This window comes from Roseateles sp. GW821-FHT03B02, assembly GCF_059421025.1.
In genome coordinates, this window is record NZ_JBWKUV010000005.1 from 236,973 (window position 1) to 262,415 (window position 25,443).

A 25,443-nucleotide genomic window follows, 5' to 3' on the forward strand; every position below is an offset into this window, starting at 1 on the left:
TCAGCGGCGGGCCAGGGCCCTCGCGCAGTCGCTGACGAGGCCCGGGCCCTTGTAGATGAGACCGGTGTAGACCTGCACCAGATCGGCACCGGCCTCGATCTTGGCACGAGCATCGGCACCGCTCATGACGCCACCGACGCCGATGATGGGATAGCCGGCCGGCAGCGCCGCGCGCAGCAGGCGGATGACGCGGTTGCTGGCCTCGAACACCGGCGCACCGGACAGGCCGCCCGTCTCGTCGGCATGGGCCAGGCCCTGCACCTTGTCGCGGGCGATGGTGGTGTTGGTGGCGATGACGCCGTCGATGTCGTTGGCCTTCAGCGTCTGCGCGATGACGGCCACCTGGGCTTCCTCCAGATCGGGCGCGATCTTCACGAACATCGGCACCTTGCGGCCGCTCCGGGCCTGCAACTGCAGCTTGCGCTGTTGCAAGGTGGACAGCAGCGCGTCCAGCGCCTCGTCGCTCTGCAGCGCGCGCAGGTTCTTGGTGTTGGGGCTGGAGATGTTGACGGTGACGTAGTCGGCGTGCGGGAACACGCCCTCCAGGCCCAGCAGGTAGTCGTCGGCTGCGTTCTCGATGGGCGTGGCGGCGTTCTTGCCGATGTTCAGGCCCAGGATGCCGCCGGCCTTGCGGAAGCTGTGGGCGCGCTGCACGTTGGCGATGAAGCTCTGCAGGCCCTCGTTGTTGAAGCCCAGGCGGTTGATCAGCGCGTGAGCCGCGGGCAGGCGGAACATGCGCGGCTTGTCATTGCCAGGCTGCCCCTTGGGTGTCACGGTGCCCACCTCGATGAAGCCGAAGCCCATCGCGCCCAGGCCGTCGATGCAGCGGCCGTTCTTGTCGAGGCCCGCGGCGAGGCCGATGCGGTTGGGAAAGCGCAGGCCGGCAACCGTCACCGGGTCGCTGACACGTTCGCCGCACCACAGCGCTTGAGCGGGCGTGTTCTGCAGCTTGGCGATGCTGTTCAGCGTCAGTTCGTGGGCGTGCTCGGGGTCCAGGCCGAACAGGAAGGGGCGGGTGAGGGCGTAGGGGATCAGGGGCATGCCTGCATTGTCTCTTCCCGGTCCCAGGGCGGCACCTCGCCCATCTTCTCCAGCATGAAGTCGATCAGCGCCCGCACCTTGGGGGCCGGGTGGCGGCTGGGCAGGTAGACCGCGTAGAGCGTGTCGGCGTCGGCCAGGCCGCCCACCGGCTGCCAGCCGGGCAGCAGCGCGCGCAGCCGGCCGGCGCGCAGGTCGGCGCCGATGGCGTAGGTCGGCAGCACCGCCAGGCCCATGCCGGCCAGGGCCGCCACGCGCAGGCTCTCGCTGCTGTTGGCCGTCAGCCCGCTCTCGAAGCGCAGCACGCCGCGGGTCTCGACCTCGGCTTCGCCGTGATCCGCGTGCCTGAAGCGCCAGCGGTCGGGCGACTGCAGATAGCCGAAGCGCAGGCAGCGGTGGCCGGCGATGTCGGTCACGGTCTGCGGCTCACCGTGCGCCTGGAGATAGGCCGGCGCCGCGCAGAGCACGAAGCGCATGGCCGCGAGGCGCCGCGCGACGAGGCCGTCCGACGGCTTGTGCGTGAGGCGCAGCACCACGTCGAAGCCTTCTTCGGCGAGGTCGACATAGCGGTCGTTCAGCCCCAGCACCACGTCCAGCAGCGGGTGGCGGGCGCAGAACTCGGCCATCAGCGCCGTGAACTGCAGGTTGCCGAAGGCGGTGGACGTCGACAGCCGCAGCACGCCGCGCGGTTCGTCGCGGCGGCCGGCGAGCTCGGTCTCCATCGCCAGGGATTCATCCAGCAGCCGCAGCGCCCGTTCGTAGACGGCCCGGCCCTCGGCCGTGGGGCTGACGCTGCGCGTCGTGCGGTGCAGCAGCCGGGTGCCGAGCTGGTCTTCCAGGCGCTGGACCTGCTTGCTGACGGCAGACTTGGTCGTGCCCAGCAGCCGCGCTGCACCCGAGAAGCCACGCGCGTCGACGACGCGGGCAAAGGCTTGCAAGTCTTCGAGGCGGCCCATGTTGACTGTGCTCCGTTTGGAAACTCTGAATCAATTTATGGCTGGATTGTGTCTCGAATGATTGATTCCTAGAGTGGCGGCCTGTCTCTCTGCACGGAGTCGCCTCATGTCCTCCACCACCTTGTCGCCCTGCGCCGCGCAGTCCTTCCGGCCGAGCCTGCTGGAGCGACTGCCGGGCGCCGTCGCCGCGTCCAGTCTGCCCATGCTCTTTATCCTGCTCTGGAGCAGCGGCTACGTGGCCGGCAAGCTGGCCCTGCCGCACACCGGGCCGCTGACGCTGCTGACGCTGCGATTCGGCCTCGCCGCCGTCGTGCTGATCACCGTGGCCATCACCACCGGCGCGCCCTGGCCGCACCGTGCACGGGCCTGGGGGCATCTGGCCGTCGTGGGCCTGCTGATGCAGGTGCTGCACTTCTCCTGCATCTACTTCGCCTTGCAGTGGGGCCTGAGCGCCGGCGTGGCCGGTCTGCTGATCGGCCTGATGCCGCTGGCCACCGCGCTGGGCGCCCACCTGTGGCTGGCCGAGCAGCTCAATGGCCGGCAATGGCTGGGCCTGCTGGGCGGCCTGGCCGGCGTGGCGCTGGTCGTGGCCGACAAGCCGCTGCACGGCGCCTGGGCCGGCTATGCGGTCGCGGGCCTGGGCCTGCTGGGGCTTGTTGCCGGCACGCTGTACCAGAAGCGCTTCTGCGCCCACATGGACCTGCGCAGCGGCGCCGGTGTGCAGATGGCCGTGTCGGCCCTGGCCGTGGCGCTTTTGGCCGGCCCGACGGAAGGCTTTGCCGTTGACTGGCGGCCCGAACTCGTCGGTGCCTGGTTATGGCTGGGCCTGGTGAACTCCATCGGCGCCTTCAGCCTGATGTTCATCATGATCCGTCGCGGCCAGGCGGGGCAGGTGGCGCGGCTGTTCTTCCTGATCCCGGGCGTGTCGGCGCTGATGGGTTTCGTGCTGCTGGGCGAGCGGCTGGAGCCGCTGGCCATCGCCGGTTTCGGGCTCTCGGCGATCGCCGTGTGCCTGGCGGCCGGCAAGCGGTGAGAATCGAGGGCTTCCCTGGAGCCCTGCGATGAAACCTTTGGACGACCCCCACCACGACCACGAAGCGGGCTCCCGCGACGAAACCCGCGACACCACGCGCACCGACGACACCCGCATCGGTGCCGTCCGTGCGCTGATCAGCCCGGCCCTGCTGCTGGAAGAGCTGCCCATCCCCGACGCGACGCTGGAGCTGGTCGAGCAGGCCCGTCAGCAGATCAGCGACGTGCTGCACGGCCGCGACGACCGGCTGCTGGTCATCGTCGGCCCCTGCTCCATCCACGATCACGACCAGGCGATGGACTACGCGCGGCTGTTGAAGGCCGCGCGCGACGAGCTCAGCCGCGACCTGCTCATCGTCATGCGCGTCTACTTCGAGAAGCCGCGCACCACGGTGGGCTGGAAGGGCTACATCAACGACCCACGCCTGGACGGCAGCTTCCACATGAACGAGGGCCTGCGCCTGGCCCGCCAGCTGCTGCTGGACGTCAACGGCCTGGGCCTGCCGGCGGGCACCGAGTTCCTGGACCTGCTGTCGCCGCAGTACATCTCCGACCTCATCGCCTGGGGCGCCATCGGCGCGCGCACGACCGAGAGCCAGAGCCACCGACAGCTGGCCTCGGGCCTCTCCTGCCCGGTCGGCTTCAAGAACGGCACCGACGGCGGCATCAAGGTCGCCAGCGACGCCGTGCTGGCCGCCAGCAGCGCCCACGCTTTCATGGGCATGACCAAGATGGGCACGGCCGCCATCTTCGAGACCCGCGGCAACGAGGACTGCCACGTCATCCTGCGTGGTGGCAAGGCGCCCAACTATGACGCGGCATCGGTCAACGCCGCCTGCGACTCACTCAAGACTTCCGGCCTGCGCGAGCAGGTGATGATCGACTTCTCGCACGCCAACTCCAGCAAGAAGTACGAGCGCCAGGTCGATGTCGGCCGCGACGTGGCCGGCCAGATTGCCGGCGGCGACGCACGCATCACCGGCGTGATGATCGAGAGCCACCTGCAGCCCGGCCGCCAGGACCTGGCCGAAGGCCAGACCAAGGCCGACCTCAAGCCCGGCGTGTCCATCACTGACGCCTGTCTGGGTTGGGCCCAGACCGAGCCGCTGCTGCGCGAGCTGGCAGCGGCCGTGCAAAAGCGCCGCGGCTGAATAGACGGTGTCCCTCGCCCAAGCTGGCCACGCTGGACGCGGGCCTGCCTGGTCGGTCCCCCGGGGTGGGCGATGCTTGCGGCTTCGAGCCGCAAGCACATCGTCAGCGCGGGCCGGCTAGGGAGCGGCCCGGCGCTCGGCCCGCAGAACAGCCGTCGGTGAATCCCATGGCAAACGGCTGACGCTCGTCTGGCGCCGTTGGCGCCCTTGAATTGCCACCCGTCGCAGCGCGCTCGCGCCGCGGCGGGGCGGTTTCCATCATTCAGCCATTCCCACTGCTGAACCCGATGGAGACCGTGATGAAACGACAGACCCTTGCCGCCGTCCTGGTCGCGCTGCTGCCGCTGTGCAGCCGGGCGGCCGACCTCACCCTCGACGTGGAGGGCCTGGACACCAGCCGCCTGCAGGGCGCGTCACTGATGGTGGCCATCTACACCGAGCCGGCCAACTGGCTGCGCCAGCCCCAGGTGGGCCGGCGCTTCCCGCTGGACGCGGCCACGGAGGGCAAGCTGACCGTCGTGCTGAAGGATCTGCCCGACGGCCCGCTGGCGCTCAGCCTGTTCCAGGACGCCAATGCCAACGGCCGTCTTGACATGAACGCGATGGGCATTCCCGTCGAGCCCATGGGCTTTTCGAACGACGCCATCGGCAACTTCGGGCCGCCGAAGTTCGCCCAGGCTGTCGTGACGCCGGTGGCGGGCCAGCCGCTCAAGATCCGCCTGAACTGAGGAGCGCCGCCATGACGACGACCCGCCGCTCCCTTCTCGCCGCGCTGCTGGCTGGCGGCCTCAGCCCCGAGTTGCTGGCCCTGGGCCTGCCCGCGGACGGCTTTGCGCCGGATGCGCCCGAGCTGGCGCCGCTGCGCGGCCTGGCCGGTGAAGCGCTCGACACTGCCGGCGCCACCATCGAAGGCCGCCTGCCCGCGGCGCTGCGCGGCCGCTACTTCCGCAACGGGCCGGGCCTGATGCAGCGGGGTGCCGAGCGCTACCGCCACTGGTTCGACGGCGACGGCTTCGTGCAGGCCTGGATGCTGGCCGACGGCCGCGCCAGCCACCGCGGCCGTTTCGTGCAAACGGCCAAGTTCCGCGCCGAGCAGCAGGCCGGGCGCTTTCTGCTGCCCGCCTTCGGCACGGCCATCAAGGCCGAGCGCCCGGTGCGCGGGCCGGACAGCGTCAACGTGGCCAACACCAGCGTGCTGCTGCAGGGCGAGCATCTCTACGCGTTGTGGGAAGGCGGCAGTGCCTACGAGCTGGACCCGGCGACGCTGGCCACGCGCGGCGTCAAGACCTGGACCCCCGAGCTGCGCGGCATGCCGTTCTCGGCCCATCCCAAGGTCGAGCCAGACGGCACGGTGTGGAATTTCGGCACCTACAACGGCCGCCTCGTCGTCTACCAGATCGATGCCGCCGGCCAGGTGCGGCGGCATGCCGTGCTGGACGTGGGCGCACCGGCCATGCTGCACGACTTCGCCGTGTCGCAGCGCCATCTTGTCTTCCTGCTGCCGCCGATCACCATGGACCGCGCCGCGCTGGCGGCCGGCGCCGCCATGACCGATGCGATGCGCTGGGCCGCCGAAGCGCCCATGCGCGTGCTGGTCGTGGACAAGGCCGACTTCTCGAACTGGCGCGTCTTCGAGATGCCTGCAGCGCTGGTGCTGCATGTCGGCAACGCCTGGGACGACGGCCGCCTGCTGCGCGTGGACTATGTGCAGAGCGTGCCGCTGCCCGCGTACAACGCGGCCTCAGGGCAGATCATGCGTGGCCTGCGCACGGCGCGCGAGGTGTCCACGCCGCGGGTGCTGGAGATCGACCTGCAGACCGGCCGGCTCAGCCTGGCGGCCCGCGACGAGGCGGTCGAGTTCCCCGTCGTCGACCCGCGCGTCGTCGCGCAGCGGCATCGCTTCGTCTGGTACCCCACCGCCATCGACACCGGCCCGCGCTGGGGCTTCAACGGCTTGATGCGGCTGGACATCGAGACCGGGGCGCGCGAGCGCTTCAGCTTCGGCGCGGATGTCGTCGTCGAGGAGCATGTGCTGGTGCCCCGGCCCGGCAGCACGAGGGAGGGCGAGGGCTGGCTGGTCGGCATGGGCTATGACGCGCGCCGCCAGCGCAGCTTCCTGAGCGTCTTCGATGCTCTGCACCTGGCCGACGGGCCGCTGACGCGGGCCTGGCTGCCCTACTGGGTGCCCTACGGCTTCCACGGCAGGTTCTACGCCGCCTGAAGCCGCACGCCAGACCTTGGACACAGCCGCCCGGCAGGCCAGCTGCGGCGGCGTCTTGCTGTGAAACTGGGGGGCAGGTCTAACCCGGAGATCAAGGGCAGGCCGCATTGACAGCCCGAATTCCCGGCCCTAAGGTCGCGCCGCGTGAAAGCGCTTTCAGAAAGCGCTTTCAGTTTTGGCGATCGGCAGACAGTTCGTCGTCGCCTCGTTCGGGCCGCCAGAGCCCATCAAACCCAGGAGACAACATGCTGAATCTGAAGACCTCCGCGGTCATTGCCGCGGCCCTGATCGCCGGCGCGGCCGGTGCCGCCACCACCAACGGCTTTGCCAATGGCGGTTTCGAGGCCGCCGGCAGCGGCGGCCAGATCGCCGCCGGCTGGCTGACGGCTGCGACGAGCAGTCCGGCCACCCTGTCCACCGACGCCCACTCCGGCAGCTTCGCCCTGCTGCTCAGCGCGCCGGGCGGTTTCGACGCCTCCATCGCGCTGCAGGACTCCGTCGGCCACGGCGGTATGCCGGCCCTGACGGCCGCCAATGTCGGCGACGCACCCTGGCTCACGTTCTGGGCCAAGGGCGACGCCAGCACCACGGGCAATGCCTTCGTGAAGCTGCAGTACTTCGGCAGCGGCGGCAACGTGCTGGCGCTGGAGCGGCAGTTCCAGTCCCAGATCAACCTGAACGGCTGGACCCAGATCAGCTTCCAGGCCGCGGCCATTCCCGTGGGCGCGACGGCACTCTTCCTCGAGATCGGCACCGCCGTGGGCCCAATCCTCGACGGTCGCCCCAACGCCGTCCTGGTGGACGACCTGCAGTTCATGCTGACCACCGCCGCCGTGCCGGAGCCGAGCAGCTATGCGCTGCTGGCCGCCGGCCTGGGTGCCGTCGCCGCCATCGCTCGCCGCCGTCGCGCCTGAGATCGCAGGAGACAAGCCATGCAATTCCAGATTCACGCGCTTTCCAAAACCGCCGCGGCCCTGCTGCTTTGCGGCCTCGCTGCCCATGCCAGTGCCGCCGGCACCGTCGTGCTCGACACCTACGGGTCCGATGTCGACAAGCTGGACGGCTGGCCCACGCCGCTGTTCCCGGGCCAGGACATCGCCATCGCCTTCAGCCTGGTCGGCGCCACGTCTGTCCAGTCGCTTCTCACGTCTCTCGACGGCGTGGGCGGCGTGACGCTGGGCATCGTGGCGCGCACCGGTGCCTCGCCCGGCGCCAATGGCTGGCTCTACAGCACCCACCTTGTCGACCCCTTGCAGAACACGCTGCTGTCTCCCACCGGCTGGTCCCTCGCCGCCGGCAACTACTGGTTGATGGCCGTGGCCGACAGCGGCTTCAGCGGCCAATGGCAAAGCGGCACCGACTCGCCGAACGGCAGTTGGGGCTACTCGTCCGGCAGTGGCTGGGTGGACATGAGCGCCTCGCCCTTCACCGGCATGCCCGGGGCCCGCATCACCGTCGCCGCTGCCGTGCCCGAGCCGGCCACCTACGGCCTGATGCTTGCCGGCGGCCTGCTCGTCGCCGCCGCCGCCCGTCGGAATTCCGGCAAATCCAACGTCCGCCAAGGATGAACGTCATGAACCGTCAACAAATCATCGGCGGCCTCGTCGGCAGCGTCTTGCTGGCCGCCAGCGCCGCGGCCTCCGCCAGCGTCACCAGCCCCGTCATCGGCAAGCTGCTGTGGTCCGAGGAATTCAACGGCGCCAGCCTGAACACCAGCCTCTGGACGGCCAGCAACGGCAACGGCTGTCAGATCGGCCTGTGCGGCTACGGCAACCAGGAGCTGCAGTCCTACAGCCCCAGCAACCTCAGCATCGCCGACGTGCCCTTCGAGCCCGGCACGCGGGCGCTGGCCATCACGGCGCGGCGCGAGGTGGTCGGCAGCAACCAGTTCACCTCCGGCAAGCTGGACACTGCCGGCAAGCTGCAGGTGAAGTACGGCCTCATCGAGGTCCGCATGGCCACGCCCAAGGTCGGCGTGGGCCTGTGGCCGGCCGCATGGATGCTGGGCACCAGTCTGCAGCCCTGGCCGCGCAAGGGCGAGATCGACATCATGGAGCAGGGCGGCCGCCAGCCCGCGGGCCTGCCGCCCATCTCGCCGGACCAGTTCGTCGGCTCCAACGTCATCACCTACGCCGATGCGGCCTGCGTGCCCGGCAACGAGAGCTGCGCCGCCTCCACCGCCTGGCAGAACAAGAACTGGGTCACCCCGAGCCGGTCGCTGGCCAACCGCTTCGTGACCTACCGGCTGTACTGGACGGACACGCAGATCCGCTTCACGCTGCTGGACGGCACGCGCGAGTACGACATGTACAAGGCGCCCATCTCCACCGTCGGGTCGCCCGCGCTGCAGGCGCCGTTCTACCTGCTGCTGAACATGGCCGTGGGTGGCAACTTCACGCCGGCGGCCACGCCCGCGCAGATCACCGCGCCGCTGCCCGCCACCACCTACGTGGACTACGTGCGCGTCTACGAGCTGGACGGCCTGGGCGAGGTCAAGCTGGGGGTGGGCATCTCGCAGGAGGTCGGCAAGTTCGGGGTGTTCACCGACACCACGCCGGTCAACAACGGCCAGGCACTCGGCAGCTCGGCCGACTTCTACATCTGGAACACCGGCTCCATGGGCGGCGGCACCCTCCCGCCCTACGAGGGCAGCAACGTGCTGGCCTTGAGCTACTTCGCGCCCGGGCAGTGGTTCGGTGGCGCCATCGCGTCGCGCGAGGCGCACGACATGAGCGGCTTTCGCAACGGCCACATCAAGCTCAAGATCAAGGCGCCCGCCAACGTGGCTTTCAAGATTGGCATCCTGGACACCTACACCAACCACGGTTGGGTGACCTTCCCCGCCAACACCACCGCTTACGGCCTGGTGCGCAACGGCGACTGGGGCACGGCCACCATCCCGGTGGCCGAGATCGCCGGGCCGCTGGTGGCGCTGCAGTCCATGAGCTCGCTGTTCGAGTTCCTCAGCGTGGACGGCGCCAACCCGACCTCTGCCTTCCAGATCGCCTTCGACGACATCATCTGGGACTCGGGCGTGCCGAGCGCGCCGCAGGTGGCGGCGGCCGCGCCGGCGCTTGCCAGGATCGCCGCGGTTTCCGGCAGCTCTGCCCAGGCCGGCGCCACCACGCTGGAGTTCGCCGTACCGGCCAGCGGCTGGGTGGACGTGCACTACAGCGTCAATGGCGGCGAAGCCCGGACCGTGCGCATGCGCCAGGACGGCGGCACCAGCCGCTACACGGCCGGCGGCCTGAAGCGCGGTGACGTCGTCGAGTACCGCTTCACCGCCTGGGACGTTGCCCGTCAGATGGCGGTCGACTCGGCCTCCAAGGTGGCGGTCGTCAAGTAAGACCCGCGGGGATCGGAAGGGTCCCGGCCCTTGCGATCCCTCAAAATCGGGGTCATGAACCAAGACCAACTCAAGCAACTCGTCGGTCGCGCCGCGCTCGACTACGTCATTCCCGGCCAGGTCCTCGGTGTCGGCACGGGCTCCACGGTGGACTGCTTCATTGACGCCCTGGCCGCCAGCGGCATCGCCGTTGCGGGTGCCGTCTCCAGCTCGGAGCGTTCCACGCAGCGCCTGCTCAAGCATGGCATCAAGGTGCTGGACGCCGCCGAGGTGACCGGCCTGACCGTCTACATCGACGGCGCCGACGAGATCGATCACGGCGGCTTCATGGTCAAGGGCGGCGGCGCCGCGCTCACGCGCGAGAAGATCGTGGCCGACCTTGCGAGCAAGTTCGTCTGCATCGCGGATGCCTCCAAGCTCGTGCAGACGCTGGGCAGGTTCCCGCTGCCCGTCGAGATCATCCCCATGGCCGCGGCCCAGCTGACGCGCCGCTTCGCCCAGCTCGGCGGCACGGCAAAGCTTCGCGAGGGCGTCGTCACCGACAACGGTGGCCACATCCTCGACGTGACTGGCCTGGCCATCACCGACCCGCTGGCCTTCGAGACCGAGGTCAACCAGTGGCCCGGCGTCGTCACCGTCGGCGTGTTTGCGCGCCACAAGGCCAGCGTGTGCCTGCTGGGCGGTGCGGAAGGCGTAAAGACGCTGACATTCTGAAACAAGAAAGGGGCGCCACCGGCGCCCCTCGGTCGGTGTGCCGATGGCTCAGTTCACGCCCACGGCCGTCCAGGCTGCGGCCACGGCATTGGCCTGGACGCTGCCCGCGCCGTAGAGATCGTTGGCCGCCAGGATGCTCTTGGCGCGCGCATCGGCGTAGTTGGTCGACGAGGTGAACTTCGTCGTCAGCGCGCGGTACCAGATCTTGGCCGCCGCATCGCGGCCGATGCCGGTCAGCGAGCCCGTGCCGGTGGCGACGCGGGTGTTGCCGGCCACGCAGGTCGGGCTGTTGCCGTAGGCGCTGTTGGTGCCCTCGGCCAGCAGGAAGTAGAAATGGTTGGCCACGCCCGAGCTGTAGTGCACGTTGAGGCTGCCGACGCCTGAGTACCAGCAATCCGCCGAGGCGCCGTCGCTGCTGGGCTTGACCATGCTGCGCAGCGAGCCGCCACCCACCATGATCTTCTCGCCGATCAGGTAGTCGCCGGCGTCGCTGGTGTTGTTGGCATAAAACTCCACCATCGTGCCGAAGATGTCGGAGGTGGCCTCGTTCAGGCCGCCGGACTCCCCGGAGTAGGTCAGGTTGGAGGTGCGGCTGGTCACGCCGTGCGTCATCTCGTGGCCGGCCACGTCCAGCGACACCAGCGGCTTGATGCTGGTGCCGTCGCCGTCGCCGTAGGTCATGCAGAAGCAGGAGTCCGACCAGTAGGCGTTGGCGTAGTTGCGGTTGTAGTGCACGCGGTTGTAGGCGCCCTTGCCGTCGTTGGCAATGCCGTTGCGGCCATGGACGTTCTTGTAGTAGTCCCAGGTCATGGCGGTGCCGTACTGGGCGTCGGCCCCGGCGCTGGCGGCATCGCTGGTGGCGTTGTTGCCCCAGATGTTGTCGGCGTCGGTCATGACGCTGCCGCCGCTCCTGCGGCCACCCATGTCGATCGTGTAGGTGTTGCCGCGGCTCGGGTCGCGCAGCTCGTAGCCGCTGCTGATGCTGTTGGTCGTCAGCACCACGTTGCCGCTGTAGAGCGTCTTGCCGGTGCCGTTGGCGGCCGCGGTGTGGATGTCGTCCCAGGCGTCGAGCTGGCTGCCCGTGTTCGCGTCCACGATGACGTGCTTCTCGAAGGGCGTGCCGTCGGCGCCTTCGCCGGAAACGGGCACGTCCCAGGCCAGGGCAGGGGCCTGGTCGCGGGCGTAGATGACGAGCTCGGGCTTGCCGGTGTCGCCTGCCATCGTGCGCTGCACGGCCAGCGCGGCGCGGTTGGCGTTCAGGCCGGGCTTGGTGTCGACATCCAGGCGCCAGCGCAGGGTGTGATGCATGGCGCGCAGCGTGCCGGAACGATCGTTCTGCACGACGAGGTCGCCGCCGATGACGCGCAGGCCTGCGACGCTGCGATCCATGCGGACATGGCTGCTGCCATCGGCGTCGACGACGACGTCGCGCACGCTGTAGCTGTGGTCGCGGCCGTCCATGCTGAGGCCGGGGAACTGGCGCACCTGGGCTTCGGCGCGGCTCTTCATCTGCGCCACCTCGGCGGCGCGGTCGGATTGGGCCTGGACGGACGAGGCTGCCAAGGCGAGGCTCAGCAGCGTCAGGCGAAAGAGGGGGTGATACATCAGGGCTCCTGGTCTTCTTTGGTTGTGCGCGGCGGGTCTGCCGCGGGGTGCGCCGGTGCGGCGCGGGCGTGACTTTGCTCACCCGCCGCAGCCCCGCCCCTCGGGATCATCCCGGGCTGGCGCCGGCATGCAACAGTTGCGGGTCCTTGCGGATGCCTCAGGCCGCCGGGGCATGCTTTTGCATAGCGGGGCTCAATGGGCCGACCCTGAACCCGGGACGGGCAGTTCCGGATTCCCAGGAACGAAAAAGCCGGGCTGGGCCCGGCTTCGGTGTTGCTGCAGCCGACGCGCGGCTCAGAAGGTCTCCCAGTCGCCGTCGTCCGTGGCGGCCGCAGGCGCCGGTGCCGGCGTAGGCCGGGGGGCGGCTACGGGCGCGGCGGGCTTGGCGGCGGCCGGCCTGGGGCTGGCCGGGGCCTTGGCCGGCAGCGGCTTGGCCATGGGCTTGATCGCGGCGTGCTTGGGCGCTGCCGGCGCCCGGGCAGCCACCGGGCGATGGGTGACGCCGGCGAGCTTGAAGACGCCGATGGATTCGGCCATGCGGGCCGACTGCTCGCGCAGGCTCTCGGCGGCGGCGGCGGACTCCTCCACCAGGGCGGCGTTCTGCTGCGTCATCTGGTCCAGCTGCACGACGGAGCCGTTGACGACGCCGATGCCCTCGCTCTGCTCGCGCGCCGCGGCGCTGATCTCGCCAATGATGTCGGTCACGCGCTGCACGCTGGCGACGATCTCGGTCATGGTGCTGCCGGCGGCCTGCACCTGCTGGGTGCCGGAGTCCACGCGCTCCACGCTGGCGCTGATCAGCGTCTTGATCTCCTTGGCCGCGCCGGCCGAGCGCTGCGCCAGCGAGCGCACCTCGGCGGCCACGACGGCGAAGCCTCGGCCCTGCTCGCCGGCACGCGCGGCTTCCACGGCGGCATTCAGCGCCAGGATGTTGGTCTGGAAGGCGATGCCATCGATGACGCCGATGATGTCGTTGATCTTGCGCGAGCTCTGGCTGATCTCGTCCATGGTGGCGACGACCTGGGACACAGCCTCGCCGCCGCGCTGGGCCACCGATGCGGCCGAGCTGGCGAGCTGGTTGGCCGTCATCGCGGCGTCGGCCGTCTGCTTGACGGTGCCGGTCAGCTCGCTCATGGATGACGCCGCGTTCTGCAGATTGCTGGCCGTCTGCTCGGTGCGCTGACTGAGGTCGAGGTTGCCGGTGGCGATCTCGGTGCTGGCCGTGCCGATGCTGTCGGCGGCGCTGCGCATGTCGCCGATGATCTTCTGCAGCGAGCGCTGCGTGGCCTCCAGTGCCGTCAGCAGGCGGCCCACGTCATCGGAGCCGCCGTTCGGGATGGGATGGGTCAGGTCGAAGCGGGCCAGCGCCTCGGCGGCCTCTGTGGCTGCGTGCAGGCTGGAGCCCGAGCCGCCGCCGCCCAGCAGCAGGCCGGCCATACCGGCGATCCAGGTCAGCACGAGGCTGGCGATGAGCCAGCCCTTGGCGGAGCCGTCGCCGGCCAGCGCCATGCCCACGCAGACCGTCACGATACCGATCGTGGCCAGGAGCGCCCACTTCATCTTTTGCGAACCGCTGCCAGAACCGAACATGCTGTCGTCTCCATCGGAAAAAGGAAACGCCGGACCGGGCCGGCGACAGCGCGCAGTGTGCCGCCCGTGCCCGCCGTGCCGGCCGTCGATGAGCCGGTCAAACCGGCAATAGTTGCGCGAAGCCTGGGTCAGCGACCGGGCCGGCGCTGGCGTCGCAACGCGAAGCGCAGCGGGTCGACGGCGTCCAGCAGGTCGGCTTCCAGCGGCCGCGGCCCACCCAGGGCGAGGGCCGCTACCAACTGCCCGGCCAGCGCCGCCCAGCCGATGCCGCGCGAGCCGAATGCGGTGCAGACGACCAGGCCCGCGCGGCGCGGCTGCAGCCGCAGCTGCTCGGCCAGGGGGCCAGGTGTTGCCAGGCCGCCGATCAGCGGCAGGCGGTCGGGCGTCAGCAGCCGCCAGCCGACGCGGCCGGCGAGCGCGGCACGGGGCACCTCGGCCAGGCCGCCCAGGCGCGCGTAGCGGGCGAAGTTGTCGGCCTGGTCGGCCTCGCGCAGCGCGGGGTCGAGGTCGTCGTCCTGCGTCGTGGCGCCGCACCACAGGCCACCCTGGCCGTCGGCGATGGCGTAGCCCTCGCCGGCCATCGGCACGGCTGGGCACCAGGGGGCGGCGGGCAGGTGGCTGATCTGGCCGCGCTGCACGACGAGGTCCTGCGCCAGGTTCGCCAGGGCGCCGAGGAGCGGCAACTGGCCGTGGCCGCCGGCGAGCACGACCAGGGGGGCGCTGTCGATGATCTTGCCGCCGGCGCTCAGCAATTGCCAGCCTTCAGGTCCTTCGCGCAGCGCCGCCACCGCGCTGCCCAGCCTCAACTCGGCCCCGCTCGCGGCCAGCATGGCCCGCGTGTAGTCGGCAGGGGCCAGCGCACCGCCGCCGGGATAGAACCAGGCCGGGTTGGCCAGGGCGGTGCCGGCCAGGGCCGCCGCCGCGTGGGCGGACAGTGGCTCCACATAGCCGGGCGCGCCCTGCATGGATTCATGCGCCAGCCGGGTCTCCAGCCGCAGCAGGCCGCGCTGGTACGGCAGGCTCAGCTCGGCCAGCCGGGCCTGCGTGGCCAGGGCCGCGGCGCGGTTGAAGCGGGCGTGAGGGCCATCGTCCGGATTGACGGTACCGTGGAAGAGTCCGGCAGGGTTTCCCGAGCTGGCCTGGGCCGGCGCGGGCAGGGCGTCGATGACGGCACAGGCCACACCCTCGCGTGCCAGGGCCAGCGCGCAGGCGGCGCCCGCGAGTCCGGCGCCGACGATGACGGCACGGCGGGCCTGCGGCGCCAGCGGCTCGCGGCCTGGGGGCCGCTGCGGCAGGTGGCGTGGCGCGAAGCGGGCGACGGTCATCTCCGGCTTGTTGGCAAAACCAGGGGCCAGTCCGACCTCGAAGCCGAGTGAAGCAAGCGCACGGCGCATCGAACGGTTGATGCTCCAGGTTGCGGCCGTCGTGCCGGGAGCGGCGTGGCGCGAGAGGCTCTTCAGCAGCCACTCGTCCCACAGTTCCGGGTTGCGCTGCGGTGCGAAGCCGTCTAGATAAAGCGCATCCGCCGTCAGGACCAGTTCGCGCAGCAGCTCACGCGCATCGCCCAGTCCCAGCAGCAGCTCGACGCGGCCGGTCTCGAAGCTCAGCGCGTGCAGGCCCGAGGTCAGCGGAGGCCAGCGCTCGACGAGCTGCGCGGCCAGCTCGGCCAGAGGGCTGTCGGCGTGGGCCCGCGCGAGGTCTTCCCTGCGCAGCGGATGCTTCTCGACGCTGACGAAGACCAGGCGCTCGCAGCGTGCCGCGTCCTGCCGCCAGGCATCCCAGGTGGCGAGGAAGTTGTTGCCCAGGCCGAAGCCCGTCTCCAGCACGACGAAGCGCGCGCGCCCCTGCCAGCGACCCGGCAGGCCGTTGCCGTCGACGAACACGTGGCGGGACTGGGCCAGTGCACCGGCGCGCGAGTGGTAGACGTCGCCGTAGGCGGGCGACGCCGGCGCCGCCGGGTCGGAGAAGTCGACCTCGGCCGGGGGGACGGCCAGCGTCATGCCAGGCCGCCGTGCAGCGCCGCAGCCAGGCCCGTGCCCAGCAGCAGCGGCAGGGCCAGCGCCGGGATGATGTAGCGCGCGAAACGCCAGCCGCCGGCGACCACGGCGGCGATGCTGCGCGTCGCGCTGTTGCAGGCGAAGGCCAGCAGCAGGCCGAGCAAGGCCTGGTGGATGGTGATGCTGCCGGCGGCCTGCAGGCCCGCCAGCGAGGCGATGGGTGCGTGCACGTCGGCAAAGGCGGCCAGCGCGACGGCGCCGTAGAGGCCGGAGGCGCCGAAATGCTCGCGGCCCCAGCTCACGGCCACGGCCACGGCGCTCAGCATCAGCGACAGCAGCAGCGCCTCGCGCAGCCGCAGCGGCCCGCGGCGGTTGGCAACCTGGGAACTGCTGGCATGGCCGTCCTGCTCCAGCCGGTGCGAGCGGCGGGCCAGCAGCCAGCCCAGGCCGCCGCACAGAGCGATGCCGAATAGCGCGACCGGCAGAACGGCCAGCGCGGCCTGCGGCGCCAGCGCAAACAGCATGGCCTCGGCCTGCAGCCAGGTGGCGCAGGTGGACATCACCGCGCCAGCCGCGCAGGCCATGCGCAGGCCCGGCTCTGCGCGCGCCCTGGTGCCCATGGCGGCGATGGTGGCCGTGCTGGACACCAGCCCCGACAGCAGGCCCGACAGCGCCAGCCCGGCCTGCGGCCCGGCCATGCGCAGCGCGACATGTCCCACCGCCTGCAGCGTCAGCAGCAGCAGCATCAGGCCCATCAGGGAATGCGCCTTCATGCCGGCGAGCCAGGGCAGCGGCTGCTGCGGCATCAGCGGCAGCACCACCAGGGCCAGCGCGCCAAGCAGCAGGCCATCGTGCAGCTCCTCCTCGCGCAGCACCTCGGTGGCGAAACGGTGCAACCGCGTGCGGGCGGCGAGCAGGGCGGTCATGACGACGGCGGCCGGCGCGCCGAGCAGCGGTGCAGTAACGCACAGCGCACCGATCAGGTAGGTGAGCAGCAGGGCCAGCGCCGTCGTCAGGTGAGGGTCGCGGCCGCGGCCGCGGGCGTAGGCGACGCCGGCCAGCGCGGTGATGGCCACGGCGCCCACGGCGACAAGGCCCGGCAGGGCCAGGGCCTGCGCGAGCGCGCCGCCCATCGAGGCCAGCGTGAAGGTGCGCAGCCCCGCCGGTTCGCGGTGCGGGCCGTGGTACTTGCTGCGCTCGCGCTCCAGCCCGATGAGCAGGCCGCTGCCGAGCGCGGCGGTCAGGCCGGTAAGCAGTTCGTTGGAGACGCCGAAGGCCGGCCCGAGGCCGTCCATCACCAGCTGACGGTTTCGCCGTGCTGGGGCACGCGCACCGCCCAGCCCAGCTCGTCCTGGATGCGGCAGCGCAACGCGTCCGCGGCGGCCGGCTCGCCATGCACGACGTAGACCTGCTCGGGCGGCCGGGGCAGGGCGCGCAGCCACTGCATCAAACCGTCGGCGTCGGCATGACCGGAAAGCCCTTCGAGCTGGCTGACCTCGGCGTTCACCGGCACCCAGCGGCCGCGCACCTTGATCTCGCGCTCGCCGCCCACCATGCGCGCGCCGCGCGTGCCACCGGCCTGGAAGCCGGGAAAGGCGATGTGGTGGCGGGCCTGGGGTGCCATCGTCTCGATGTAGTTCAGCACCCGGCCGCCTGTGGCCATGCCGCTGGCGGAGATGACGATGCTGGGCTTGGCGCGGGCCTGGGCCAGCGTGGCGGCGAGCTTGAGACTCTGGGCCTGCTTGGTGACGTAGTGCACGCGGTCGGTCAGGCTGCGGGCGTCGCTGGCCGAGATGCGCAGCAGCCGGGCGTGCTGGACGGTCAGCTCGGTGGCCTGCTCGGCCATGGGGCTGTCCAGCCAGATCGGCACGTCCAGCGGCAGCTCGCCCGCGTTGCGCAGGCGTTGCAGCAGCAGCAGCAGGGCCTGGGCGCGGCCGACGGCAAAGCTGGGCAGCAGCACGGAGCCGCCGCGCTTGAAGGTGTTGCGCAGGATCTGGCCGAGGTGGGCCTGGGCGTCCTGGGCCGGGTGCAGGCGGTTGCCGTAGGTCGATTCGATCAGCACGATGTCGGCCGCGGCCGGCACCTGGGGCTGGGGCATCAGCAGGTCATTGACGCGGCCGATGTCGCCCGAGAACAGCAGCGAGCGGCCGGCATGGCTGACATGGACGCTGCTGGCGCCCAGCAGATGGCCGGCCGGCGTGAATCGCACCTCGGTGGCGCCGAGCTTGAGCTTGCCGTCTCGCGGCAGGGGGGCGAACTGCTTGAGCGTGGCCTCTGCCTCGCGCACGCTGTACAGGGGCAGGGCCTTCTCGTGGCGGCTGCTGCCCTCCTTGTTGGCGCGGCGGGCATCTTCCTCCTGCAGATGGGCGCTGTCGCGCAGCATGACTTCGCAGAGGTCGCGTGTGGCGGAGGTGGCGTAGATCGGGCCCTTGAAGCCCTGGCGGCGCAGCGCGGGCAGGTAGCCGCAGTGGTCCAGGTGGGCGTGGGACAGCAGCACGGCGTCGAGCTGCATGGCGGGGGCACCGAGGGCCATCCAGTTGCGCTCTCGCAGGGCCTTGTAGCCCTGGAAGAGGCCGGCGTCCAGCAGCACGCGCTGCTCGCCCAGCGTGAGGAGATGGCGGGAGCCGGTGACGGTGTCGGCGGCGCCGAGGAAGGTGATTTTCATGGGACTCCAAGGGTCTGCATGGCGCGCGATTCGAGCACCTGCACGGCCGGGCCGTCTTGCGAAAGCGCAAGCCTCAGCGCGCGGGCGACGCGCTCGGCGGCGATGGGCCGCCAGGCGGTCGGGATCAGTCCGGCCACGGGGCGCAGCAGGCGCAGCGTCCAGGACTCGGCGGTGCGCCGCGGCTGGGCCAGGGCTTCGCGATGGCCGTCGAGCAGGGAGGGGCGGGCGATGACGAGGCGTTCGAAGCCGAGGGCGATCAGGACTGCTTCGGCCTCGCCCTTGACGCGGTTGTAAAAGACGCTGGAGCGCGCGTCGGCGCCCAGGGCCGAGACGACGCCGCAATGCGTGGCGCCGCGTTCGCGGGCGGCGCGTGCGACGGCCACGACGGCGTCCAAGTCCACCGCGCGGAAGGCGGCCTGCGAGCCGGCCTGGGCCATCGTCGTGCCAAGCGCGATGAAGACGCGCCGGGGCGCGGGCAGATCGGCCGGCAGGTGCAGCAGGTCGACGACGGCTTCGCGGCGCGCGGCGCTGGCGGCCAGGCCGGCAAGCGGGCGGCGCACGAGGGCCAGCACGGGCGCGTCGTCAAGCTGGGCCAGCAGCTCACGCCCAACCAGGCCGCTGCCGCCCGCGACCCATGTCAGATCGGGGGGATTCATGCCCCCGATCTTGCCTCAGCGGCGGCGTCACTCCAGCGCGATCTGCAGGGCCATCAGCACGTTGTCGCCGGGCAGCCAGTTGCCCTTCACGGCCAGCTTGCGGCCGTTGCGCAGGCCCGCGGCGCTGCCGCCGCTGAAGCGGGTGGCGGCCGTCCAGTGCACCTGCCAGCCCTTGAGCATGAAGGTCTGCTGAGCGGTGTCGAGCGCGGCCAGCCGGCCGCTGATCTCCAGCGGCTCGGGCGCCTCGGCAGCCACCTCGGTGGCGACCAGCACGCCGTCGTGCATGCGGCCATGCACTTCGGCCACGGCGCCGGCCTGCAACTGGGCCTGGCCCTCGATCTGTGCGCCGCTGGCGTCCACCGGCACGCCGTCGAGGGCGAACTGGCGGGCCGACGTGAACTGCGTGATGCGGCCCTGCAGCTCAACGGCCAGGCCCTCGGGCGGACGCAGTGCGTCGTCGCGGGCCTGCAGCAGCTGCCAGCTGCCGTCGGCCAGCGGTGCGCCGAGCACGAGGCGCACGAGGGCGCCGGGTGCGAGGCCGGCGGGGATGAGCGAGGCATTCGCTGCGCGGGCCAGCAGCGGGCCGACCTGCAGCCAGTCGCTGCCGCGCGCGCTCAGCAGGCCGCGCAGCATGGGGGCGTCCTTGGGCTGGGCGCGCTCCAGGCGCGAGGCGACGATGCGGCCGGCGATCAGGTCGAGCTGGCCCCAGACCTGCACGTCGGCCGGCGCGCCCGCAGCGCCGGGGCCGCGCAGCGCGCTCGCCGGCACGCTGACGCGCTGGCCCAGCGCGAGCAGGGTTCGGCTGTCCAGCCAGGTGGCGGTGCCGACGAGCTGGGTGTCGACGATGACCGAGTAGGCCTGGGCGGACGAGGCGACGATGGTGCCGGCCAGCACGCGGGCGGTCATGCCCTCGGCGAGCTCGCTGCCGCGCAGCGTGGCGCCGTCGCCGTCGGTCAGCGTGGCGCCGCCGGTGGCGAGGCTGACGCCACCGACGGTGAGCGGCGCGGTGGCCGTGACGGTGGCGCTCAGGAAACTCTGGATGCGGCCCGTGCCGCCGGTGGCCACGCCCAGCGGGTGGGCGCTGGGGGCTTCCTCGGTGAGCGTACCGCCACCGCCGCAGGCCGCCAGGCCGCTGGTGCCGGCCAGGGCCAGCCAGTGGCGGCGTGACAGCGGGGTTTCAAGGCTGGGCAGCGGGGGGCGCTTCATCGTGGGGCTCCGGTTCGTTGTAGGTGAAAAGGCCCAGGCGGGCGCGGTGGGTGCCGGGACGGCCGGCAGCCTGGTCGGCGGCGATCAGGCGCTCCAGCTCGGGAATCAGTTCGGCGCGCAGCCTCGCCCACTGGGCGCGGGCGAGGTCGGCAATAGCGCCGGCGGAATGCGCGCTCAGCTCGTCGGCGTAGATGGCCTGCTCGAAGTGGCGGCGGTCGCGGTGCACGACGTTGGCGGCGGCGGCGGCGAGGTGGTCTCCGACGTTGGCGCCGAGGAAGCCGAACATCTGTGCGTCGTCCTGCGTGGGCGAGACGCGGTCAGGCACGAAATGCACGGTCTGGCCGTCGTCCGACAGCTGCACCAGGCCCAGGCGCAGCATTTCGTCGAGCAGGCTGCGCGGGTGCACGTGGCGGGTGATGGACTGGGCCAGGCTCTCGAAGCTGGGCGCCGGGCCGCTGCGCGCAAGCGCGCGCGGCCGGCCGTCGGGGCCGGCGCAGTCGGGGTGGGTCATCCAGTGCGCGTAGGCGCGCCCGGCCGGGCTGGGGTGCTGGGCGGGCAGCGGGCAGAACTCGCCGATATCTCCACTCAGGCGCGCCACTTCGCGCCGGCTCAGGCCCGTGGCGACGGCGACCTGGCTCACGTCGCGCGCCCCGCTGGCGCCCGTGGCCTGCCGGGCGTCGCGCGCGGCGCGCACGAAGGCGCGCTTGAGCAGTTCCTCCACCGGCGCGTGGGGCAGGCCGTGGTCCACGCACAGGCGTGCCAACGGCGCGAGGAGGGCCTCGAGTGCGGGGAGTAACAACTCATCACGTTTGTCCATTTGACGAGTCAATTCTGAGCGCGCACCATGAAATGCGCAATTTGTGCATTTGTTTGAAATCGTAAGCGAGAAGGAGACGCGCGATGCCGAGTTACACGCTGAATGTGAACGGGCGGGACCAGCAGGTCACCGTCAGTTCGTCCGGGATGCCCCTGCTGTGGGTGCTGCGCGACGTGCTGGGGTTGACGGGCACCAAGTACGGCTGCGGCATCGAGATCTGCGGTGCCTGCACCGTCTGGGTCAACGGCGAACCGCAGAAGAGCTGCGACATGGACGTGTCGTCGGCCGTGGGCAAGCGCATCACGACCATCGAGGGCCTGTCGCCCGACCGCAGCCATCCGGCGCAGAAGGCCTGGGTGCTGCACCAGGTGCCGCAGTGCGGCTACTGCCAGAGCGGCATGCTGATGAAGGTGGCGGGCGCGATGAACGCCGGTCATCACGGCGCGGAGATCGCGAGCGAGGTCAGCAACCTCTGCGTCTGCGGCACCTACCAGCGCATCAAGACGGCCGTGGCCGGGCTGTGAGGGGAATGAAGCCATGAACGCACGCATTCCCGAAGCCGCCGCCGGCCTGGACCGGCGCCAGTTCCTCGCCGCCGGCAGCGGCCTGACGCTGGGCCTGGTGCTCGGCGGCAAGGCCGAGGCGGCCACCAGCACCGCCGTCAACGCCTGGCTGACCATCGGCAGCGACGGCAGCATCACGCTGGCCAGCGGCGCCTCCGACATGGGCCAGGGCTCGTTCTCCGGCCTGGCCCAGATCCTGTGCGAAGACCTGATGGTGGACCCGACCCAGGTGCGCGTCGTGCCGGCGGCGCCGTCGCTGGCCAGCCCGGCGCCGGTGGGCGTGGCCATCAACACGGTGGGTTCCAGCGTCACTCGCAACAACTTCTGGCGGCTGCGCGACGCCGGCGCCATCGCCCGCGAGATGCTGGTCAGCTCGGCCATGGTGGAACTGGGCGACGCCACGCGGGCCAACTATGCGGTGGCCAAAGCGGTGGTCACCCATCTGCCCAGCGGTCGCAGCTTGGCCTACGCGCAGCTGGCCGCGCGCGCCGCGACGCTGCCCGTGCCGGCCTCGGCGCCATTGGTGCCGGACGCGCAACTGCGCTGTATCGGCAAGTCACTGCCGCGGGCCGACATCCCGGCCAAGGTGGACGGCAGCACGGTCTACGGCATCGACGTGCGCCGGCCCGGCATGGTCTATGCCGCCATCCGCCACTGCCCCACGTTCGGCGGCGTGCTGGCGGCCACGCCGGCGCTGCCCAGCGGCGCGCTCGCGGTGGTTCCTGTCAAGGTGGCGCCCGGCACGGCGCGCGGGCTCGAGGCCGTGGGCAACGTCAATGCCGTGGCCGTCGTCGGCCCGACGACCTGGGATGCCTGGCAGGCCGCCAGGCGCCTCAGCCCCAACTGGACGCTGCCTGCGAATGCGTCAGCGCTGAACAGCGCGCAGTTCATGGCCGACGCCCAGGCTCTGATGACCTCGGCGACCCCTTACGTCGCCGGTGCGGCCAATGGGCCGGGTACGGCCTACACGGTGGAGAGCAGCGGCATGCCCGATGCCGCCATCGCCGCGGCTGACCTGAAGCTGGAGGCGACCTACAGCCTGCCCTATGTGTCGCATGCCTGCATGGAGGTGCTGAACTGCACGGTGGACTATCGGCCGGGTGTCGGCTGCGAGGTGTGGGCACCGACGCAGTCGGCCCGGTCAGCGCTGACGCTGGTCATGGCGCTGACGGGCATGACGGCGGCCCAGGTGACCATCCACGTGACGGCCCTGGGCGGCGGCCTGGGGCGCAAGGCCGAGCAGGACTTCATCAGCCAGGCCGTGCAGGTGGGCATGGCCGTGCAGAAGCCGGTCAAGCTGATGTGGCCCCGCGAGGAGGACTTCACCCACGACCAGTACCGCCCGATGGCCCTGGTGCGCGTGCGAGCCGGGCTGAACAAGTCGGGCCAGGTGCTGGGTTGGACCTACCGCAACGTGTCGCCCTCCATCCTCGGCCAGCGCGGCGTGCCGCTGCCGGCGACCGGGGACAGCCAGGGCTACGAGGCCTCGCAGGCGCTGCCCTATGACTTCGGCGCGCGGCTGACGGAGTGGGTGAGCCACACGGCGGGCATCCCGGTGGGCTTCTGGCGCTCGGTGGGCGCGTCCATCAACACCTTCGCGGTCGAGTCCATGGTCGACGAGATGGCCCTGGCGGCCGGTGCCGACCCCTACCAGTACCGCCGTGCGCGCCTCACGAACTCGCGCTGGATGGCGGTGCTGGACGCAGCGGCGCAAGCCGCGGGCTGGGGCGGCACGGTGCCGGCAGGCCGTGCGCGCGGCATCGCCATCGGCACGGCCTTCAACACCATCGTGGCCCAGGTGGTGGAGGTCAGCGCGACGACGACCGGCCCGAAGGTGACGCGGGTCTGGTTGGCCATCGACTGCGGCTGGGTGGTGAACCCGAATTCGGTGGAGGCGCAGCTCATCGGCGGCGTCGTGCACGGACTGAATTCCGCGCTCTATGGCAAACAGACCTTCGTCAATGGCGCGGCGCAGGGGAAGAACTTCAACACCAACCGGATGATTCGCCTCGGCGAGATGCCCCAGGTGGTGGTGAAGCTGATGCCGCAGCCCGCGGTGCTGGATCGCAGCGCCGTGATGGGTGGCGTGGGCGAGCTCGGCGTGCCGACGCTTGCTCCGGCTCTGGCCAACGCCTGGGCCCGGCTCAGCGGCAAGCGGGTGAGGGCGCTGCCGTTCTACCCGGATGCCACGATGGGCGACGGCTGAGGCGCTCAGCAAAAGCAACGGCCCGCGCTCCGAAGAGGGCGGGCCGTCGATCGGTCGCTCATGCCCGGCCGCCTGCATGCGGCTGGGCCTTCGACCCGCGTCGCAGAGCACGCAAGTGCTCCGCTCGGTCCTGCCTCAGCGCTTGGGCTGGGTCAGGCGCGGGCCGTTGTTGTGGCGCGGCGTGCTGCCATCGCCACGGCTGGGCTGGCTGGAGGCCGAGCGCGGCGCGTGCTGGGCATGCGGCTTGGGCGCAGGCTTGGCGCCGCCGTGGCCGGTGTGGGCCTGCGGCTTGCCGCCCGGGCGGCCACCATCGCGCTGGCCGCCGCGGCTGTCGCCGCCTCGGCCACCACCACCGCCACCACCGCCACCCGGCCGGCCACCACGGCCGGCGTGCTGCGGCGGGTTGGGGTTGCGGCCCCGGCTGCCGTTGGGGTTGAGCACGGTGCGGCCCAGCACGATGGGCTCGGCACGCTCGTTGGGGTCGGGCGCGAAGCCGGGCACGATCTCCTTCGGGATCTCGCGCTTGATGAGCTTCTCGATGTCGCGCAGGAAGCCGTTCTCGTCGACGCAGACCAGGCTCACGGCCTCGCCCTGGGCGCCGGCACGGCCGGTGCGGCCGATGCGGTGGACATAGTCCTCCGGCACGTTGGGCAGCTCGAAGTTGACGACGTGGGGCAGCTGGTCGATGTCGATGCCGCGGGCGGCGATGTCGGTGGCCACCAGGCAGGTCAGGTCGCCGGACTTGAAATCGGCCAGCGCCTTGGTGCGTGCGCCCTGGCTCTTGTTGCCGTGGATGGCCATGGCGCTGATGCCCTGGTCATTCAGGTAGTCGGTCAGTCGGTTGGCGCCGTGCTTCATGCGCGTGAAGACTAGCACCTGGTGCCAGTCGCCGCTCTTGATCAGGTGGGCCAGCAGTTCCTTCTTGCGCTCGCGGCCGACCGGGTGGACCTTCTGCGCAATGGCGTCGTTGGTCTGGTTGCGGCGGGCCACTTCGATCAGCGCCGGGGCATTGAGCAGGCGGTCGGCGAGATTCTTGATCTCGTCGCTGAAGGTGGCGCTGAACAGCAGGCTCTGCTTCTTGGCGGGCAGCAGCGCGAGCACCTTCTTGATGTCGTGCACGAAGCCCATGTCGAGCATGCGGTCGGCTTCGTCGAGCACGAGGATCTGCACTTGCGACAGGTCCAGCGTGCCTTGCTGCGCGTGGTCGAGCAGACGGCCGGGCGTGGCGACGAGGATGTCGACGCCGTCGCGCAGCTTGTTGATCTGCGGCTGCATGCCGACGCCGCCGAACATGACCATGCTCTTCAGCGGCAGGTACTTGCCGTAGGTCTGCACGCTTTCCTCGACCTGGGCGGCCAGTTCGCGGGTGGGCGTCAGCACGAGGGCGCGGATGGCGATCTTGCCGCGCTTGTTCAGCAGCTTCTCGCCGGTGGACAGGCGGTGCAGCATGGGCAGGGTGAAGCCGGCGGTCTTGCCGGTGCCGGTCTGCGCGCCGGCCATCAGGTCGCCACCGTTCAGCACGGCGGGAATTGCCTGGGCCTGGATGGGGGTGGGGGTGGTGTAGCCAGCGTCAGCAATGGCCTTGAGCAGCGGAGCCGCCAAGCCGAGGGAATCGAAACTCATCTAGAAAGGGAGTGAGCACGCCTGGTCGCATCGCCTGCCGCGCCGCTCAGGGGCGGC

General features: G+C 71.0%; 20 protein-coding genes and 1 pseudogene. 10 read left to right on the forward strand and 11 right to left on the reverse strand.

The features are described from left to right. Both AC07VX_RS15800 and AC07VX_RS15805 read right to left on the reverse strand, forming a co-directional pair. Window positions 1–1,041: a quinone-dependent dihydroorotate dehydrogenase gene (locus AC07VX_RS15800; protein ID WP_493166402.1), complete on the reverse strand. Its 1,041-nt coding sequence runs from the start codon at window positions 1,039–1,041 to the stop codon at window positions 1–3. Further along, a complete protein-coding gene (locus AC07VX_RS15805; RefSeq protein WP_493166401.1) occupies window positions 1,032–1,994 on the reverse strand; it encodes a LysR family transcriptional regulator in 963 nt (320 codons plus the stop codon). Before AC07VX_RS15805 ends, AC07VX_RS15800 begins: the two co-directional genes overlap by 10 nt. 106 nt (window positions 1,995–2,100) lie before the next feature. Between AC07VX_RS15805 and AC07VX_RS15810 the strand changes: the two genes are divergently transcribed. The 8 genes from AC07VX_RS15810 (at window position 2,101) to rpiA (ending at window position 10,458) form a co-directional block, all read left to right on the forward strand. Next, window positions 2,101–3,027, forward strand: coding sequence for a DMT family transporter (locus AC07VX_RS15810; protein ID WP_493166400.1), 927 nt, complete (start codon window positions 2,101–2,103; stop codon window positions 3,025–3,027). Window positions 3,028–3,055: 28 nt separating this feature from the next. Beyond that, window positions 3,056–4,177 carry a 3-deoxy-7-phosphoheptulonate synthase gene (locus AC07VX_RS15815; protein ID WP_493166399.1) on the forward strand — a complete coding sequence of 374 codons (1,122 nt, stop codon included), beginning with the start codon at window positions 3,056–3,058 and terminating at the stop codon, window positions 4,175–4,177. A gap of 299 nt (window positions 4,178–4,476) precedes the next feature. Next, window positions 4,477–4,905, forward strand: coding sequence for a DUF2141 domain-containing protein (locus AC07VX_RS15820; RefSeq protein WP_493166398.1), 429 nt, complete (start codon window positions 4,477–4,479; stop codon window positions 4,903–4,905). Window positions 4,906–4,916: 11 nt separating this feature from the next. Next, window positions 4,917–6,398, forward strand: a complete 1,482-nt coding sequence (locus AC07VX_RS15825) for a carotenoid oxygenase family protein (protein WP_493166397.1) — start codon at window positions 4,917–4,919, stop codon at window positions 6,396–6,398. Between the two features lie 245 nt (window positions 6,399–6,643). Next, the gene (locus AC07VX_RS15830) at window positions 6,644–7,312 is read left to right on the forward strand and encodes a PEP-CTERM sorting domain-containing protein (protein ID WP_493166396.1); all 669 of its coding nucleotides are present in this window, start codon (window positions 6,644–6,646) and stop codon (window positions 7,310–7,312) included. Window positions 7,313–7,330: 18 nt separating this feature from the next. Further along, window positions 7,331–7,966: a PEP-CTERM sorting domain-containing protein gene (locus tag AC07VX_RS15835; RefSeq protein ID WP_493166395.1), complete on the forward strand. Its 636-nt coding sequence runs from the start codon at window positions 7,331–7,333 to the stop codon at window positions 7,964–7,966. Window positions 7,967–7,971: 5 nt separating this feature from the next. Next, on the forward strand, window positions 7,972–9,744 hold the full coding sequence (locus AC07VX_RS15840) for a glycoside hydrolase family 16 protein (RefSeq protein WP_493166394.1): 1,773 nt from the start codon (window positions 7,972–7,974) through the stop codon (window positions 9,742–9,744). A gap of 54 nt (window positions 9,745–9,798) precedes the next feature. Then, entirely contained in the window at window positions 9,799–10,458 is a 660-nt protein-coding gene (gene rpiA, locus AC07VX_RS15845; RefSeq protein ID WP_493166393.1) for a ribose-5-phosphate isomerase RpiA, read from the forward strand. Between the two features lie 48 nt (window positions 10,459–10,506). Here rpiA and AC07VX_RS15850 read toward each other — a convergent pair whose 3' ends face one another. The 8 genes and pseudogenes from AC07VX_RS15850 to AC07VX_RS15885 all read right to left on the reverse strand — a co-directional run bounded on the left by AC07VX_RS15850 (window position 10,507) and on the right by AC07VX_RS15885 (window position 20,994). Continuing rightward, window positions 10,507–12,063 carry a M4 family metallopeptidase gene (locus AC07VX_RS15850; protein WP_493166392.1) on the reverse strand — a complete coding sequence of 519 codons (1,557 nt, stop codon included), beginning with the start codon at window positions 12,061–12,063 and terminating at the stop codon, window positions 10,507–10,509. Between the two features lie 294 nt (window positions 12,064–12,357). Beyond that, window positions 12,358–13,374: pseudogene (locus tag AC07VX_RS15855) on the reverse strand (methyl-accepting chemotaxis protein); the annotation flags it as partial. A gap of 407 nt (window positions 13,375–13,781) precedes the next feature. Continuing rightward, entirely contained in the window at window positions 13,782–15,653 is a 1,872-nt protein-coding gene (gene mnmC / locus AC07VX_RS15860; RefSeq protein ID WP_493166391.1) for a bifunctional tRNA (5-methylaminomethyl-2-thiouridine)(34)-methyltransferase MnmC2/FAD-dependent 5-carboxymethylaminomethyl-2-thiouridine(34) oxidoreductase MnmC1, read from the reverse strand. After that, on the reverse strand, window positions 15,650–16,945 hold the full coding sequence (locus AC07VX_RS15865; RefSeq protein ID WP_493166390.1) for an MgtC/SapB family protein: 1,296 nt from the start codon (window positions 16,943–16,945) through the stop codon (window positions 15,650–15,652). The genes mnmC and AC07VX_RS15865 overlap by 4 nt, the downstream gene beginning before the upstream one ends. Beyond that, window positions 16,945–18,315, reverse strand: coding sequence for an MBL fold metallo-hydrolase RNA specificity domain-containing protein (locus AC07VX_RS15870; protein ID WP_493166389.1), 1,371 nt, complete (start codon window positions 18,313–18,315; stop codon window positions 16,945–16,947). The genes AC07VX_RS15865 and AC07VX_RS15870 overlap by 1 nt, the downstream gene beginning before the upstream one ends. After that, on the reverse strand, window positions 18,312–18,971 hold the full coding sequence (locus AC07VX_RS15875; RefSeq protein ID WP_493166388.1) for a Rossmann-fold NAD(P)-binding domain-containing protein: 660 nt from the start codon (window positions 18,969–18,971) through the stop codon (window positions 18,312–18,314). Before AC07VX_RS15875 ends, AC07VX_RS15870 begins: the two co-directional genes overlap by 4 nt. 27 nt (window positions 18,972–18,998) lie before the next feature. Then, window positions 18,999–20,177 carry a DUF5666 domain-containing protein gene (locus AC07VX_RS15880; protein ID WP_493166387.1) on the reverse strand — a complete coding sequence of 393 codons (1,179 nt, stop codon included), beginning with the start codon at window positions 20,175–20,177 and terminating at the stop codon, window positions 18,999–19,001. Next, window positions 20,149–20,994, reverse strand: a complete 846-nt coding sequence (locus AC07VX_RS15885; protein WP_493166386.1) for a DUF6502 family protein — start codon at window positions 20,992–20,994, stop codon at window positions 20,149–20,151. The genes AC07VX_RS15880 and AC07VX_RS15885 overlap by 29 nt, the downstream gene beginning before the upstream one ends. Window positions 20,995–21,077: 83 nt before the next feature. Between AC07VX_RS15885 and AC07VX_RS15890 the strand changes: the two genes are divergently transcribed. Then, on the forward strand, window positions 21,078–21,518 hold the full coding sequence (locus AC07VX_RS15890; RefSeq protein WP_493166385.1) for a (2Fe-2S)-binding protein: 441 nt from the start codon (window positions 21,078–21,080) through the stop codon (window positions 21,516–21,518). 13 nt (window positions 21,519–21,531) lie between these two features. Continuing rightward, a complete protein-coding gene (locus AC07VX_RS15895; protein ID WP_493166384.1) occupies window positions 21,532–23,763 on the forward strand; it encodes a xanthine dehydrogenase family protein molybdopterin-binding subunit in 2,232 nt (743 codons plus the stop codon). Window positions 23,764–23,898: 135 nt separating this feature from the next. Here AC07VX_RS15895 and AC07VX_RS15900 read toward each other — a convergent pair whose 3' ends face one another. Beyond that, a complete protein-coding gene (locus tag AC07VX_RS15900) occupies window positions 23,899–25,386 on the reverse strand; it encodes a DEAD/DEAH box helicase (RefSeq protein ID WP_493166383.1) in 1,488 nt (495 codons plus the stop codon). Between the last annotated feature and the right edge of the window lie 57 nt (window positions 25,387–25,443).

What these genes read in the sequence shown, in the direction of transcription:
- AC07VX_RS15800 (WP_493166402.1), bottom strand. Translation starts at nt 1,041, where the DNA reads ATGCCCCTGATCCCCTACGCCCTCACCCGCCCCTTCCTGTTCGGCCTG.
- AC07VX_RS15805 (WP_493166401.1), bottom strand. Translation starts at nt 1,994, where the DNA reads ATGGGCCGCCTCGAAGACTTGCAAGCCTTTGCCCGCGTCGTCGACGCG.
- AC07VX_RS15810 (WP_493166400.1), top strand. Translation starts at nt 2,101, where the DNA reads ATGTCCTCCACCACCTTGTCGCCCTGCGCCGCGCAGTCCTTCCGGCCG.
- AC07VX_RS15815 (WP_493166399.1), top strand. Translation starts at nt 3,056, where the DNA reads ATGAAACCTTTGGACGACCCCCACCACGACCACGAAGCGGGCTCCCGC.
- AC07VX_RS15820 (WP_493166398.1), top strand. Translation starts at nt 4,477, where the DNA reads ATGAAACGACAGACCCTTGCCGCCGTCCTGGTCGCGCTGCTGCCGCTG.
- AC07VX_RS15825 (WP_493166397.1), top strand. Translation starts at nt 4,917, where the DNA reads ATGACGACGACCCGCCGCTCCCTTCTCGCCGCGCTGCTGGCTGGCGGC.
- AC07VX_RS15830 (WP_493166396.1), top strand. Translation starts at nt 6,644, where the DNA reads ATGCTGAATCTGAAGACCTCCGCGGTCATTGCCGCGGCCCTGATCGCC.
- AC07VX_RS15835 (WP_493166395.1), top strand. Translation starts at nt 7,331, where the DNA reads ATGCAATTCCAGATTCACGCGCTTTCCAAAACCGCCGCGGCCCTGCTG.
- AC07VX_RS15840 (WP_493166394.1), top strand. Translation starts at nt 7,972, where the DNA reads ATGAACCGTCAACAAATCATCGGCGGCCTCGTCGGCAGCGTCTTGCTG.
- rpiA (WP_493166393.1), top strand. Translation starts at nt 9,799, where the DNA reads ATGAACCAAGACCAACTCAAGCAACTCGTCGGTCGCGCCGCGCTCGAC.
- AC07VX_RS15850 (WP_493166392.1), bottom strand. Translation starts at nt 12,063, where the DNA reads ATGTATCACCCCCTCTTTCGCCTGACGCTGCTGAGCCTCGCCTTGGCA.
- mnmC (WP_493166391.1), bottom strand. Translation starts at nt 15,653, where the DNA reads ATGACGCTGGCCGTCCCCCCGGCCGAGGTCGACTTCTCCGACCCGGCG.
- AC07VX_RS15865 (WP_493166390.1), bottom strand. Translation starts at nt 16,945, where the DNA reads ATGGACGGCCTCGGGCCGGCCTTCGGCGTCTCCAACGAACTGCTTACC.
- AC07VX_RS15870 (WP_493166389.1), bottom strand. Translation starts at nt 18,315, where the DNA reads ATGAAAATCACCTTCCTCGGCGCCGCCGACACCGTCACCGGCTCCCGC.
- AC07VX_RS15875 (WP_493166388.1), bottom strand. Translation starts at nt 18,971, where the DNA reads ATGAATCCCCCCGATCTGACATGGGTCGCGGGCGGCAGCGGCCTGGTT.
- AC07VX_RS15880 (WP_493166387.1), bottom strand. Translation starts at nt 20,177, where the DNA reads ATGAAGCGCCCCCCGCTGCCCAGCCTTGAAACCCCGCTGTCACGCCGC.
- AC07VX_RS15885 (WP_493166386.1), bottom strand. Translation starts at nt 20,994, where the DNA reads ATGGACAAACGTGATGAGTTGTTACTCCCCGCACTCGAGGCCCTCCTC.
- AC07VX_RS15890 (WP_493166385.1), top strand. Translation starts at nt 21,078, where the DNA reads ATGCCGAGTTACACGCTGAATGTGAACGGGCGGGACCAGCAGGTCACC.
- AC07VX_RS15895 (WP_493166384.1), top strand. Translation starts at nt 21,532, where the DNA reads ATGAACGCACGCATTCCCGAAGCCGCCGCCGGCCTGGACCGGCGCCAG.
- AC07VX_RS15900 (WP_493166383.1), bottom strand. Translation starts at nt 25,386, where the DNA reads ATGAGTTTCGATTCCCTCGGCTTGGCGGCTCCGCTGCTCAAGGCCATT.